We start from the raw sequence: 14321 nt of genomic DNA, 5'->3' as shown, positions 1-14321 counted from the left end.
TACAAAGAAACCGCCGGAGTCAAAATGCCGACTGGTTTCGCGATGCCTTGAAAGACAATGGCATACGCCCCTGCATCACTCAAATGTAGACGCCTAGATGGTGTCATATTCCCTCAAAGGCCTTTGTGCGGTGGCGTCGTCGCGTTCCGGTTCTCTTGTTCCTGAACGCTCGACAAACGATGCAAATCCAATCGTCAAGCTGCGTTCAGCGCATCCATAAAGCCGATCAGAGATCGAACTGCAGGTGCACCTTGACAGATCGTGACCGGTCGGACGCCGCTTCAAAGGCAGCCGCTGCGTCCTCCAGCGGGTAGCGGCCGGTGATGATCGGGCGGGGGTCGATCCGACCCGAGGTGATCGCCTCGACAGCCTGTGCGAATTCTTCGTGGAAGCGGTGCGTGCCCTGCACGCAGATCTCTTTGGCGACGAGGGCATTGAGCGGCATCGCAGTTTCGCCGGTAACGCCCACCTGCACCAGAACGCCCCGGGGTCGAAGCGCGGCAATGGCGGATTTTATCGCGGGAGCAGCGGCAGAGCACTCGAAAGCGAGATGAAAATATCCCTTCTCCTCGGCGTAGCGATCCATTTCGGCGCCGTCCGTTGAGACGTTGATCGTGCGGGTCGCGCCCATCCTGCGTGCCACCTCTAACACCGCGTCCTGCAAGTCGGTCACGACGACCTCTGCGGCGCCCGCCTCTGCCGCAGCTGCGGCGCAGAGGATACCGATGGGACCCGCACCGGTGACCAGCACGCGCTTGCCGGCGATCTCTCCAGCCATCTTCGCGGCATGCAGGCAGACCGCCAGCGGCTCGGCGCAGGCCACTGCACCCAGATCCGCGTTTTCGGGAAGTTTGACGCATTGCGCCTGCTGCACCACGATCCGGTCACGGAACAGGCCCTGTTCATGGGGCAGACGCATGGCGGAACCGTTGAAGCGCATGTTGAGGCAATGCATCACCAGACCCTCGGCGCAATACCGGCATTCCCCGCAGGGACGGCTGGGATTGATCGCCACCGCATCCCCCGTGGCCAGATCGGTCACGCCCTGGCCAACCGCCATGACCCAGCCAGAGGCTTCGTGACCGAGAATGATTGGTTCGCGCACCCGGATCGTGCCGATGCCGCCATCCGTTAGGTAGTGCATATCCGACCCGCAGATACCACCCGAGGCAATGGCCAGCAGAACCTCGCCCGCACCAGGGGAAGGCAGCTCGTCAGTTTCGATGCGAAGGTCGTTTTGACCATACAGGCGACAGACTCGGGTTTTCATGCGGGACCTCACTTGGTCAGAAGGGACGGCAGCCAGGTCGCCAGCGCAGGGATATAGGACACCAGAAGCAGCACCACGATATTGGTCAGCAGGAAAGGCAGGATAGCAACCACCACGGGCGCCAGAGGAAGACGGGCGATCCCAGCGCAGACAAACAGGCAGACGCCGACCGGAGGAGTGGTGAGCCCGATCATCAGGTTGAGCACCGCAAAGGTGGCGAAATGCAGCGGCTCGATCCCGACCGCCTGCGCCAATGACAGGAGCGGCACAAAAAGGATGATCAGCGCGGCGATCGTCTCCATGAACATGCCGACAAAGAGCAGCAGCAGGTTGATCAGCAGGATCACCAGAATGCGGTTGTCGGTCAGGGACAGCACGCCATCGGCAATCGCCTGCGGAATCCGCTCGGAGACGAGAATCCAGCCGAAAACGTTGGCGAAACCCACCAGCGCAAGAATGCCTGCAGCCGAGGTCGCGCTCTCCACGAGAATGCCGGGCAGCTTGGCAATGGGGAGTTCGCGATAGATGAAGGCACCGACGAGAAACGCGTAGACCGAGGCGACGACAGCGGTTTCGGTGGGCGTGGCAAGGCCGGACAGCAGGCCGTAGATGATCAAAAAGGTCATTGCCAGTGCCCAGAACGCGCCGCCGAAAGACCGGGCAACCTCACCAAAACCCTGCCATTCCTGACGGGGGAAGTTCCTTCGGGTTGAGATCAGGTAGGCCGTGACCATCATCGCCACCCCCATCAGGATGCCGGGAATGGCCCCGGCCAGGAACATCTGCCCGACGGAAATACCCGAAAGCGCGCCTACGATGATCATTGGCACCGAGGGTGGAATGATAGGCCCGACAGTAGAGGAAGCCGCAGTGATGGCGGCAGAGAAATCGGCCGGATAACCCGCCTTTTTCATTCCCGGGATCATCACACCGCCGATGGATGCCGCGTCGGCCACCGCCGTGCCGGTGATCCCACCAAAGAGCATGGAGGCGGCAATGTTGGTCAGGCCCAGCCCGCCCTTGATCCAGCCCACCAGCGAATTGGCGAAGCGGATGATGCGATTGGTGATGCCACCGCGGTTCATCAGGTTTCCGGCAAGTATGAAGCCGGGAATGGACAGCAGGACAAAGACATCCATGCCAGCATACATCTTTTGCGGCATGACCACCGGCGGCAATCCTGCGAGCAAAAGATAAGACAGCGAAGACAGGCCCAGCGTGACGGCAACCGGAATGCCAAGGACAAGCCCGCCGACGAAGACAAGAAAGAGGACGGTGACTTCCATGGCTCAGATATCCTCATCCGTTTTGACCGGCTTGCCGTCCTCGGCGCCGGTCACCATGCCAAGCACACGCAAGGCGGCGAAGATCGCCATAAAGACCAGCATCAGCCAGACCGTCGCGTGGATGAAATCCATGCGGACACCCAGCGCAGGGGAGGTCTGCATCTTGCCAATGGATACATACCGCCAAGCATGGGGCAGCAGATAGAGCGCCAGCCCCGCGCTGGCGATGGCTGAGATCAATCGCAGGACCCATGGCGCCCGGCCCGGCAGGGATTCGCAGACCACATCGACATTCACCAGATCGCCGGACCGAAAGGCCAACCCTGCGCCGAAGGCCACCGTGAACAGCAGCGCATAGCGGGTCAGTTCCTCGGTCCAGACGGGTGCCAGGCCGGTCAGACGGCCTGCCACCTGTAGCAGCACCGCCGCGATCAGCAGGGCAAAGGAAAGCCCGGTGCCCCATTGGGCCAGACGGGTGATCAGGTGGATGATCCTGTCTGCGTGTTTCACTTGGGACCTCGGCGGTGAAGAAGGTCCGGCCCCGCAAGGAGGCGGAGCCGGAATATGCATGTGTCCCGGATTATTCCGAGAACAGGCCTTCGACGATCGGCTTGATCTCGTCATTGACGTTCATCAGCACCGCGTCCTTGGCTGCAGCTTGAAATGCAGCACCGTCGACCTCGACGAAGGTCATGCCCTTTTCTTCCAGAAAGGCACGGTCGGCTGCGATGGACTCGTCAAAGAGTTCACGCTCATAAGCCTGAGCAAGCGCAGCGGCCTCCAGAACAGCGGCCTGATCCTCTTCGCTGAGCTTATTCCAGGTGGATTCCGCGATCGTCAGATAGATCCAGGACCGTACATGTTCGGTCATGTTCACGTGGCTTTGCACTTCAAAGAAGCTGGCCGAACGGATCAGGGCAAGTGGGTTTTCCTGGCTTTCGATGGTGCCGTTCTGAAGTGAGGTGAAAACCTCGGAAAACGCCATCGGACCGGGATTCGCACCGAGTGCCTGCCAGGTGTCTACGAAGAGGGGAACATTGGGCACCCGCATTTTCAGACCGTCTAAGTCATCAGGGCTGGCGATTGCACGGTTCGAGGTCAGGTTGCGCGGGCCACGCGCAAAGTGGGCAATCGGCCGGATCTGGGCCTTTTCGATGATCTGGGCCTTGATCTGGTCGCCAACCTCGCCCGATGCAACCTCATCCATGTGGTCGATGGACTTATAGGCATAAGGCACAGCCAGAAGCGCGGCCATCGGGGCCCAGTTTTGCAGGCTTTCGCCAGTGATGGTCATGTCGACCGTCCCCAGTTGCATGCCATTGATCAGGTCGATTTCCTTTCCGAGCGACTCGTTGGGAAAAACCTCGACGACGATGCGGCCATCGGTCAGTGCCGCAAGCTCTTCTCCGAACTTGACCGAGGCAAGGTGCCACGGATTGTCCTCGTTCGCGAGGTGGCCCAGCTTCAGGGTCATCTCCTGCGCCAGTGCCGGTGCGGCGGTCATCGCTGCAACGGTTGCGGCGGCAACTGTGTTTTTCCAGTTAAACGTCATTTTCCACTCCTCCTTGGAAAGGTGCATTGACCGGTTCCGGGATGTCCCCGTCCGGTATGTCGAAAAAGTCTGGATTGGCCCCGAGGATCTGCGGCAGGTCGCTCAGGATCTCGCGCAGATGACCTCGGATGGCCGCGTTGGCCCCATGCGGGTCACCAATCTCAACGCGATCTACGACCGCGCTATGTTGTTTGATGAGTTTCTTGACCGGAAATTGGGTCAGCGACAGAAAGCGCACCCGGTCCATCTGCGACTTCAGCCCCTCTATAAGGCGCCATGCACCGCGCTTGCCGGCAGCATCGGCCAGGGTCCGGTGAAACCGCTCGTCCAGTTCAATGAATTTACGAGGTTCGGTTCGGGTCACGGCAGCCTGGGCTTTGATCTGATCGCGCAATTCGCGGATCACGGCCGTATCGGGATATGCGGCAAGGATGCTGACTATATCAGCTTCGATCGCCTCGCGCAGGAAACGCGCATCCAGAACGGCGGTATAGTTGATCTTGGATATTATGGTGCCGCGCTGGGGCAGGATGGCAAGCAGACCTTCACCGGCAAGCTTGATAAAGGCCTCGCGAACCGGTTGGCGGCTGACGTTGCAGGCGCGGGCAATCTCGCTTTCGGAAATCCGGTCGCCAGGGGCAAAACGGTTGCGGATGATGGCATCGCGCAGGCGCGTGTATATCTGCGGAGAGATCGCCGCGGACGGGTCGAGATCGCTGGAAAATACGTCGTGCGCTGTCATGATTCGGTTTCCTCGCTACATTCATCTACCATACTTCCATACTAGTCAGCAAAATCTTTTAATGGTAAAAGGAACCAAGCGACTCGGGAGGATACCGGATGAGGCAGACTTGGCGATGGTTCGGACCCAGAGATATGGTGTCTATCGACGACACGTTGCAGGCCGGTGTCGAGGGGATCGTCTCGGCATTGCACCATCTGCCCACCGGTGCAGTCTGGACGGCTGAGGAGATCGAAAAGCGTCAACGCGAGATTGGCAGTTTGAGGGATGGCAGCCCGTCGGGACTGGCCTGGGACGTGGCGGAGAGTCTGCCGGTCTCGGAAGACATCAAGAAGCAGCAGGGGAACTGGCGCGCACATATCGAGGCATACAAGGAGAGCTTGCGCAATCTCGCTGGCGCCGGGATCGAAGTGGTCTGTTACAACTTCATGCCGGTGCTGGACTGGACGCGCACCGATCTTTCTTGGCGGCGCCCCTCGGGCGCGACCTGCATGCGCTTTGACCTGACGGATTTTGCTGCTTTTGACCTGCACATCCTCGCGCGCCCCGGCGCAGAGGACGATTTCGACGAGGCCCTGCGTGACGCCGCCACCGAGCGATTTTCGGGGATGAGCGATGCCCGGCGCGCGCAACTGGCCAAGAACGTGGTTTTTGGCCTGCCCGGCGCGGCCGAGAATTTCAGTCTTGAGGATGTCATGCAGCACATTGCCGAATACGCCCAGATCAGTGAGGACCGGCTGCGCGCCCATCTGGTTGACTTCCTGTCAGAAGTGGTCCCGGTCGCCGAAGTGCTTGGCCTGCGGTTGTGTTGTCACCCGGATGATCCGCCCGTGCCTCTTCTGGGGTTGCCCCGGATCATGTCGACCGAGGCACACTATACCAGCGTCATGCAGGCCGTCGACCGAACGGCCAATGGCATCACCCTGTGTTCCGGTTCGCTTGGCGCGCGACCCGACAACGATTTGCCCGGCATGATGGGTCGGCTGGGTGACCGGGTGCATTTCCTGCACCTGCGCAACGTAACCCGCGAAACATCCGATATTCGGGGTTCTTTCTTTGAGGACGAACATCTCGGCGGTGATACCGACATGGTGGCGCTGATTGCCGCGTGCCTGCGCGAAGAGAACCGCCGCCGTTCCAATGGCAGGTCCGATTGCTCGATCCCCTTCCGCCCCGACCACGGGCAGGACATTCTCGATGACCTAGGTCGTAAGGCGCAGCCCGGCTACCCGTCGATCGGACGCCTCAAGGGCCTGGCAGAGTTGCGCGGTGTCATCGCCGGGTTGCAGCACGGCGCCACCGCGCAATGACCAGCAGACTGACCACGTTTGAAGGGTTGCAGGACAGCGTACAGCGCCCTGCCTATGGGCGCGACGCCCAAGGCCCGGGCATTGTCCATATCGGCCTTGGCGCGTTTCATAAAGCGCACCAAGCGGTGTATACCGATGATGCGTTAGCGGCACAGGGGGGTGACTGGCGCATCGTCGGTGTCAGTCTCCGCAGCGAAGCGCCCGCCGCGGAACTGGTCCCGCAGGACGGGCTCTACACCGTTATCGAGCGCAGTACCACAGGCAGCCGGGCCCGCGTGATCGGCGCACTTGCCGGGGTGCATTGTCTCAAAACCGACCGTGACACGGTGCTGAATGCGCTAACCGCCCCCGAGACCCGGATCGTCTCGATCACCGTCACCGAAAAAGGTTATGGGATCAACCGGGCGACTGGTGGCATTGATCACACGCATCCGGCGATAACCGCAGACTTGGCGGACCCGGACGCGCCGCAGGGCCTTGTCGGTCTGCTGGTCTGGGCCCTGGGCAAACGGCGCGCGGCTGGCATTGCACCTTTCACGGTGCTCTCCTGCGACAACCTGCCGGAAAACGGCCCGTTGTTGCGCGGTCTGTTGGTGGACTACGCGCGACATACCGCGTCGGATCTGACCGACCATATCGCCCGCGATGTGGCGTTTCCCGCCACCATGGTCGACAGGATCACCCCAGCGCGCACCAAAGAAACGTTGACGCTGGCCGAAGAATTGATCGGTCGGTGCGACGAAGCAGCGATCGAGACCGAAGCCTTTCGCCAATGGGTCATCGAGGATCACTTTCCAACCGGGCGCCCGAACTGGGAAGCAGGCGGCGCGATCTTTGTGCCAGATGTGCGACCTTACGAGGACATGAAGCTTCGCATGTTGAACGGAACCCATTCGATGCTGGCCTATGCCGGTTTCCTCGCTGGACACCGGTATGTCCGCGACGTGATGGCGGATGCGGATCTTGCAACGCTCGTACGCGAGCATTTGCTGGCCGCCTCTGCCACGCTCGATCCCTTACCCGGCGTAGATTTCACCAGCTACGCCGCCGAGTTGGAGGACCGTTTTCGCAACCCGCACCTAGCGCACGAAACCTATCTGATTGCCATGGACGGGTCCGAGAAGATGCCGCAGCGCATCTTCGCACCTGCCGCCGACGCCCTGGAGAAAGGTCAACCGATAGACGCCTTCGCTTTCGCGACGGCGGCCTGGATCCGCTACACGTTTGGGGCCACCGACGGCGGCGAAACCTATGACCTCCGTGATCCCAGAGCGGCTGAACTACCGCGGCCTGCAATTGGCGATGATCCGTCGATCGTCGTACAAAGCCGATTGGTTCTGCCTGGACTTTTTCCTGCCGCGCTCAGCAACAGCCCGGCCTGGCAACACGCGGTCGCGGCCCATCTGTCTAACCTCATGCAAGTCGGTGTCAAAGGCACGATCCACAAGATGACCGCAGGGAATTAATTGGTGTTCTGTTTCCTCTCTGAACGGATCGCGAAATTGGAGTGCCATTGATCGCAAAACTCATGCTGACTGGCTCCAATGCGAAGTGTTCAGAAGTTCGAAAGAATGTACGCTACCATATATCTTTCAGCTCCAGCACAGTCGGAGAGGCGATTGCCATCCAGGTTCTGGAACGTCAGGAAGAGTTTATCGAGCGGGCGAGAACCATCACCGAAACGAACCGTGCAATTGCGAAAAACTGGGCTCACAACGACTCTCACGTCGAATGGGTTCCTCCTTCCGCGGGTATCAATGCCTTTCCTCGTATTAAGAAAGACAACGGCGTTGATCTCGCGGCCATTTTCCGGCGTCTGGTTAAGCAATATAAAACCTTTGTGGTTGATGCGAGCATGATGGAACATGACCCATTCCATTTCCGGCTTGGTTTTGATCCGACCAGAAGGAGCTTTCCGCGGGGCTGAATATGATAGACCGCGCTATTGAAGGTGTTCGTTAATAGGGTTCTGACCCTGGGAAAATTGGCACCGAAAGGGCTTTGTTTCTCTAGTCGGTTGAGCCATATCCTGATAAATCCATCAAGATGGCCGGAGTTCATGAAAAGTTGGGCCGCTGTCAGGGACAAGACCGCGAACCGATCCGCTTGCAATGAGGCATTGAAGTGGCGCAGGTCGCTGAAATATCGATGCGAAATCGATAGAGTAGGTCAATTGCTTCCAATCAATAGACAAGACCGGAAACCAAGACACACTAACGCCCCAACCACCCGAAATTCTTTCTCAGATCTTTCATCCGCCCCATGTGTCAGACAGAGAAAACCCACGCGGAAACGGGTCAGTCGGGTCAAGACCGGTTTGACTGATGCCGTAAATCCAGCATTGCCCCGAAATTCTGTTCTGGGTGGCCACATGGCGACCAATCATGGTTTCCGACACAAACTCGGTTACGAACTCACCGCCGATAATTGATCTGGAAGTAACCGGTTGGCCGGGTTTCGCGCGGCCGTCTGCGTGTCGCAGGGCCATATTGGCGTTGGAGCCCGTACCGCAGGGCGATCGGTCCACACGGCCCGGGCGCAATGTAGTACAGGTCCGGATCGCTCCATCGGGGTTTTCGCTGTGGAACATGACATAGGCCAGACCATCAAGCGCCGACGTGGTCGGGTGCTTCACCTCTATCTGTTGCGCAATCAGGTCGCGCAGGGCTACGCCACGTGTGGCGAGCGCTCGGGCGTATTCGGGGACGATGGCAAGACCTATTTCGCCGACTTCTACCAAAGCATAGAACACCCCGCCAAAGCAGATGTCATAGGTTACCCGGCCCCAATCCGGTGTGTTGATCTCAGCCGCTTTTGTCAGGACAAATGCGGGTGGCATTTCCAACCGAACCTGCGTGACCTTCCCTGCGTCGCAGGACGCCACTGCCCGCACCAGCCCCGCCGCTGTGTCTAGCACAATCTCGGTTGTAGGCTCGACCATTGGTTTCATCCCGGTTTCGAGGATCGCCGTGACGGCACACATGGCATTGGAGCCGGACATGGCATGAGCCTGGTCGGCTTGCAGAACAATAAAGCCGGTATCCGCCTCCGGTTTGGTTGCTGGCACCAATAGCACGACAGAGCCCGCCGGACCGGAGCGCGGTTCGAAACACAGCAGACGCCGCAGGCTGTCATCAACCTTGTTGATGTGATCCAGCTTGTCGGCCATGGTTGCGCCGGGAATATCCAGGAGGCCACCGGTTACCACGCGGCCAATCTCTCCGGCGCAATGTACGTCGACCAATTGCAGCGTTCGCGTCCAGCGCATGGGCTTCTCCTTTCATGCAAATTTCATGCAAAGACTTCGACGTCGGTGATCTCTAGCACGGATCGCCGGATGTGGCCCGCCACTGCCGAGGATTGGGACCAATGTCGAAGGCAACGCGCGTGCCTCTTCCGGCAACGGGGTTGAACCTTTGGACATATTTTCATCCGCGTCAAAACCGCGTGACGCTGTAAGCGTTCATGTCGATTGCTGACGTCGCACCGCATATGAGATCTGCCATCAGGTGCGCGTTGGTGGCGGCGTGGGTCAGGCCAAGATGGCCGTGGCCGGTGGAATAGAACACTCCGGATATCTTGGCCGAGGCTGACATGACCGGAATCGTGTCGGGAAAGGACGGGCGATGGCCCATCCATTCAGAGGTATTGGCCAGCCTCAGATTTGGCAATGCCTCGCGCGCCCGTTTAGCAGTGATTTCGGCGCGACGAAAATCCGGGGCGGCGTTCAGTCCCGCCATTTCGACGGTCCCGCCAACCCGAATCCCGCCTGCTGTCGGACTGACCATGAAAGCCTTCGCTGGCCAGATGAGCGAATGGTTGAGAGCAATCCCCGGCGCCATGATTTGTGTGTGATAGCCACGCTCGGTCTCGAGCGGCATAGGTTCACCCAGAATACTGGACAGGCGCGCGGAGAAGGCACCAGCACTGATTACGAGGCTTTTCGCCGTCACGCCGGAACCGTTGGCGAGCCGTACAGTCGGCTCTTCACCGCTGACGTCGAACCCGATGACCTCGTCCCGCATAATCTTCCCGCCCCGCGCGGTGATGATTTCGGCAAGCCGGGTCACGATATCCAACGGGTTCCTCACGGTGCGATTGTCGGGCAACAACACCGCCTTGCTGATCACGGGCGCGATTTCCGGCTCGAGGTCGCGCAGCCGGTTGCGGTCAATGACGTCGTAATCAAAGCCAAACCGGTCGAGCATCTCCAGCCTTTCGCGATCGGCTTCGAATTCCTGCGCGTTTGCGTAGAGCGAGAGGCATCCTGTCTCGCTGATATCGTCGGCCAGACCGATCTCGGCCATCAGCGCCTGCATATCCGCCAATGCGCGCTGACACAAAACGGCACCGTCGGCCTGCAATTGCCGCAACTTTGCTGGCCAACCCGCCCTGAAAAAGCGCAGAAACCACGGAATGAGCCGCGGAGCATAGTTCGGGGCGACGCGAATGGGCCCCTGCGGGTCCAAAAGCCAACGGGGGGTCTGAAACCAGACCGAGGGGCGCGATATCGGCATGAATTCGGTCACGGCAATGGACGCCATGTTGCCAAATGAGGCCCCATGGCCGGGCATATCCCGATCGATCAGCACAACCCGGTGGCCGCGTTTCTGAAGCTCATAGCCAAGCGCGGCGCCGATGATGCCGGCGCCAACGATGGCTGTATCAAACTGTTGGACGGTCTGGGGCATCGCCAGTCGCGGGTTCCATTGTCAGCCATGCGCGGCAAGCCATTCGGAGCACCGTGCGCAGGAAAGGGATTACCAGTTCAGGATCGGCTCCATCGCCTCTTGCATGGCGGCCTTTTCTTCGGCGGCCAGGGGCCCCAGGGGCGCGCGGCACACGCCCATCTGAAGGCCCTGCAACTCGCAGCCATATTTGATTTTTTGAACGAACTTGCCGGATTCCAAGATATTCATGGCACGGTAGAGCTTCTTCATCATCTCGCGAGCCTTTCCCAACTCGCCCGCCCTGTAGGTACGGTCAAGATCACAGCAGGCGCGAGCCATGCAATTCGACGGCCCGCAGATCCAGCTGTCCGCCCCCCAGAACATAAAGTCGAGCGCGATGTCGTCCGAGCCCGAAACCAGTTGAATCCTGCCTTCGTAGCGGCTGGAAATGTCGACCGCGCGTTGCAGCACGCCCGAGCTTTCCTTGATGCCGATAACGCGCGGGTTGTCCGCGAAATGGTCCATCAATTCAAAGCTGATATCGGCACCATCCTTGGCCGGGTAGCTGTAGAGCACCAGGTTGACATCGACCTCGGACAGAACCGTTTCATAGTGCCTGATCAACTCTTCCTGGGTCGGTCGGGTATAGAAGGGTGGTGCCAGCAGCACAGTGTCATAGCCGATTTCCTTGGCCATGGCGGTTTGTTCGATCACCTCGCGCGTTGCCGGGGCGTTGGTGCCTGCAATCAGGATTTCGTCTTCATTGGCAAAGTCCTTCACGAACTTAAGCACCGCGCGGCGTTCCTCGGTCGTCTGCGAGAAGTACTCCCCGGTCGAGCCGTTCGGCACCCAGCCCGTGACGCCCGCGTCGCGAAAATGCGTCAGCAGCTTCTCGAAGGCCCCGAAGTCGATCTTGTTGTCCGCATCAAACGGCGTGACCAGCGCGGGCATGATGCCGGACAGTTTCACATTGTAGCTCATTGGTCTGATCCTTGCGATGTCTTGTAATGGAGGTACCCGCGCCGCTCGACGGTCGGAAATGCGTCGCCTCGTCGGACGTAGTTCGTGTTCTGGGTGAGGGGACGGGGTGTGAAATCCCAGATTTCCTCGCGTCCGGTGGACAACGCGTTGTCAATCAGCTTGCGCGCGACCTGGCTCGCGACGACATCGTCCAACAAGCTGTCCAGAGGCCATGTTTCCTCGGCCAGTTGCGCCAGGCGGGCCTCGTCAGGGTCGCCCTGACCCGCAACGTTGTCCTGTTCAAGGGGATCTTTGTTCAGGTCATAGAATTGCGGCGGATAGGCGCGTGAAATCACCAGCTTCTTGTCCCCGTCCCGCACGCAAACACGCGGAGCAGAGGTTCCGCCATCAATATGCTCGGAAAAGACCGGCCCTTTCGCGGGCGCGCCCTTCATGGCGGGCAACAGGCTGCGACCATCCAGGGGCGTTCTGACCGCCTTAGGGTCGACGCCACCAATGTCGAGCAGCGTCGGAAAAATGTCCAACAGGGACGCTGGTACAGATACCCGACCGGGGGCATGTTCGGGATGGGCGATGATCAGGGGCACCTGAATGGCGGGGTCGAACAGGGTCTTCTTGAACCACATGCCGCGCTCTCCGATCATGTCACCGTGATCGGAGGCAAAAATGACGACTGTATCGTCGGCATACCCACTGTCCTTGAGCGCCTTCATGAGGCGCCCGAACAGGTCATCGACATAAGATATCATGCCATAATACCCGCGCCGTGCGCGCCGGTAGTCGGCGTCGCTCAGCGCGCACTTGTCCTGACCATAGTGATAATACAGCGACTGGCTGTGCGCGTCGCGCTGTTCGAGCGGAATATGCGGCACACGCGGCGCGTCGATCCCGGCATCCTCATACATGTCCCAATACTTGCGCGTGATCACGTAGGGGTCATGCGGATGTGTCAGCGAAACTGTCATCATGAAAGGGCGGTCGTCATCGCTGCGTGCCCGTGTGTAGAGCTCGCGCACCGCGTGATGGATGACGTCTTCGTCATAGTCGATCTGCATCGACCGGGCGACGGGGCCGGCATCGCGTACCGTGTCTATTGTGGAAACGCCGAACGTGTAGGCCCGCTCCTCGTCTTTGTTGTAGTCGCGGAAATCGGCGTCTGGGGTCCAGGACATGTCGGCCGGGTAGATCTCGGTGGTCAGACGCTCTTCGAACCCGTGGTATTGGTCGGGACCCACGAAATGCATCTTGCCAGAGATACAGGTGTAATACCCGTTCAGGCGCAGATAATGCGCGAATGTCGGCGTGGACGCCGCAAATTCGGCCCCATTGTCATACGCGCCGATCTGCGAGGGCAAACGCCCTGCCATCATGCCGAAGCGGGACGGCGCACAAAGCGGATAGGCACAATACGCGGTCTCGAATACGGTGCCCCGCGCGGCGAGAGCGTCGATATTGGGCGTTTTGCAAACCGATCCCCCATAGGCGTTCAACACGAAGGAGGTTAGCTGATCGACCATGAAAAGGATGATGTTGGGTTTCATGTTTTCTGCCCGCGCACGGATCTCTGGCGCGCGACGGTCTCAGTCACCAGTTCCTTGTAAAGCTCTCGAATACGGCGGGTCACGGGACCCGCGCCACCTTCGGCCCCGATGGTCTTGCCATCGATTGAGGCAACGGGGGTCTGCGCCCCGAACGTACCGGTCAGGAAGGCCTCATCTGCCCCATAGGCCTCATAAAGCGAGAAATTTCTCTCAAAGACCGGAATGCCGTTCTGGCGGCAAAGTTCAATCACCTTGGCCCGTGTAACGCCGTTCATGCAGTAGTCTCCGGTCGAGGTCCAAACCTCATCACGCCGCACGATGAAGAAATTACAGGCATTTGTCGTGTTCACGAAGCCATGCGGATCCAGCATCAATCCTTCATCCGCGCCGGCCTGTTCTGCCTGCAGGCAAGCGATCACGCAGTTGAGTTTTGAATGGCTGTTGAATTTCGGGTCCTGACTCGTGGGCAACCCCCGAACCTGCGGTACGGTTGCCAGTTGAATGCCACGCGACTGCAGGCCTTCGGCAGGCTTCGAATGCTCAACGATGGCGACAATGGTCGGGCCATACCTGCTGAGACCGGGATGCTGAAACGGCTTTGCCTTGCGACCGCGTGTAATCATCAGGCGGCAATGGGCATCAGACACCATGTCATTGGCTGCAGCCGTTTGGTCGAGAATGTTCCGAACATCTTCAGGCCCCATCCCGATATCGATCGAAATCGATTTCAGCGAATTGAACAAGCGGTCCATATGTTCGTCAAAAAACGCCCATTCGCCGTCATACAGACGCAGGCCCTCCCACATGCCGTCTCCCAGCATGAAGCCGCTGTCATAGACCGAGATCTTGGCCTCGGCTTTGGGCACAAGTTCGCCGTTCACGTAGATCAGCAACGACTCGTTACGGGCGTCCGCTTCCGCGTCGTGGGTTGAAATTTCGTGGGAATCCATTGCCATCTTTGTTTCTTGT

13 protein-coding genes are annotated in these 14321 nt (G+C 59.5%); 3 read left to right on the top strand and 10 right to left on the bottom strand.

Going from position 1 to position 14321, the window contains the following annotated elements:
• Positions 1–226: 226 nt before the first annotated feature.
• From AB1E33_RS06560 to AB1E33_RS06540, 5 genes are all read right to left on the bottom strand, one after another.
• Complete coding sequence (locus AB1E33_RS06560; protein WP_372576450.1) at positions 227–1270, bottom strand: L-idonate 5-dehydrogenase; 1044 nt, start codon at positions 1268–1270, stop codon at positions 227–229.
• Between the two features lie 8 nt (positions 1271–1278).
• Entirely contained in the window at positions 1279–2556 is a 1278-nt protein-coding gene (locus AB1E33_RS06555) for a TRAP transporter large permease (protein WP_372576449.1), read from the bottom strand.
• A 3-nt stretch (positions 2557–2559) separates the two neighbouring features.
• Positions 2560–3066, bottom strand: a complete 507-nt coding sequence (locus tag AB1E33_RS06550) for a TRAP transporter small permease (RefSeq protein WP_372576448.1) — start codon at positions 3064–3066, stop codon at positions 2560–2562.
• A gap of 70 nt (positions 3067–3136) precedes the next feature.
• A complete protein-coding gene (locus AB1E33_RS06545; RefSeq protein WP_372576447.1) occupies positions 3137–4108 on the bottom strand; it encodes a TRAP transporter substrate-binding protein in 972 nt (323 codons plus the stop codon).
• Positions 4098–4850: a GntR family transcriptional regulator gene (locus tag AB1E33_RS06540; protein ID WP_372576446.1), complete on the bottom strand. Its 753-nt coding sequence runs from the start codon at positions 4848–4850 to the stop codon at positions 4098–4100. Before AB1E33_RS06540 ends, AB1E33_RS06545 begins: the two co-directional genes overlap by 11 nt.
• A gap of 98 nt (positions 4851–4948) precedes the next feature.
• Between AB1E33_RS06540 and uxuA the strand changes: the two genes are divergently transcribed.
• Genes uxuA through AB1E33_RS06525 form a run of 3 tightly spaced genes read left to right on the top strand, consistent with a single transcriptional unit; the run spans position 4949 to position 8087 of the window.
• The gene (uxuA, locus tag AB1E33_RS06535) at positions 4949–6160 is read left to right on the top strand and encodes a mannonate dehydratase (RefSeq protein ID WP_372576445.1); all 1212 of its coding nucleotides are present in this window, start codon (positions 4949–4951) and stop codon (positions 6158–6160) included.
• Positions 6157–7626 carry a mannitol dehydrogenase family protein gene (locus AB1E33_RS06530; RefSeq protein ID WP_372576444.1) on the top strand — a complete coding sequence of 490 codons (1470 nt, stop codon included), beginning with the start codon at positions 6157–6159 and terminating at the stop codon, positions 7624–7626. Before uxuA ends, AB1E33_RS06530 begins: the two co-directional genes overlap by 4 nt.
• A gap of 47 nt (positions 7627–7673) precedes the next feature.
• Positions 7674–8087 (top strand): PLP-dependent aminotransferase family protein, encoded by a 414-nt coding sequence (locus tag AB1E33_RS06525; RefSeq protein WP_372576443.1) that lies wholly within the window; start codon positions 7674–7676, stop codon positions 8085–8087.
• A 324-nt stretch (positions 8088–8411) separates the two neighbouring features.
• Here the strand turns inward: AB1E33_RS06525 and AB1E33_RS06520 are convergent, their stop codons facing one another.
• The 5 genes from AB1E33_RS06520 to AB1E33_RS06500 form a co-directional block, all read right to left on the bottom strand.
• Complete coding sequence (locus AB1E33_RS06520; RefSeq protein ID WP_372576442.1) at positions 8412–9428, bottom strand: proline racemase family protein; 1017 nt, start codon at positions 9426–9428, stop codon at positions 8412–8414.
• Between the two features lie 169 nt (positions 9429–9597).
• The gene (locus tag AB1E33_RS06515; protein ID WP_372576441.1) at positions 9598–10851 is read right to left on the bottom strand and encodes an NAD(P)/FAD-dependent oxidoreductase; all 1254 of its coding nucleotides are present in this window, start codon (positions 10849–10851) and stop codon (positions 9598–9600) included.
• 69 nt (positions 10852–10920) lie between these two features.
• Complete coding sequence (gene dapA, locus AB1E33_RS06510) at positions 10921–11811, bottom strand: 4-hydroxy-tetrahydrodipicolinate synthase (RefSeq protein WP_372576440.1); 891 nt, start codon at positions 11809–11811, stop codon at positions 10921–10923.
• Positions 11808–13352, bottom strand: coding sequence for a choline-sulfatase (betC, locus tag AB1E33_RS06505; protein ID WP_372576439.1), 1545 nt, complete (start codon positions 13350–13352; stop codon positions 11808–11810). Before betC ends, dapA begins: the two co-directional genes overlap by 4 nt.
• Complete coding sequence (locus AB1E33_RS06500; protein ID WP_372576631.1) at positions 13349–14302, bottom strand: aminotransferase class IV; 954 nt, start codon at positions 14300–14302, stop codon at positions 13349–13351. Before AB1E33_RS06500 ends, betC begins: the two co-directional genes overlap by 4 nt.
• Positions 14303–14321 lie beyond the last annotated feature (19 nt).

The organism is Ruegeria hyattellae (assembly GCF_041537925.1).
Taxonomy (GTDB): Bacteria; Pseudomonadota; Alphaproteobacteria; order Rhodobacterales; family Rhodobacteraceae; genus Ruegeria_C.
Note: the sequence above shows the minus strand (reverse complement) of the source record. Positions and strands in the feature narration are given on the sequence as shown.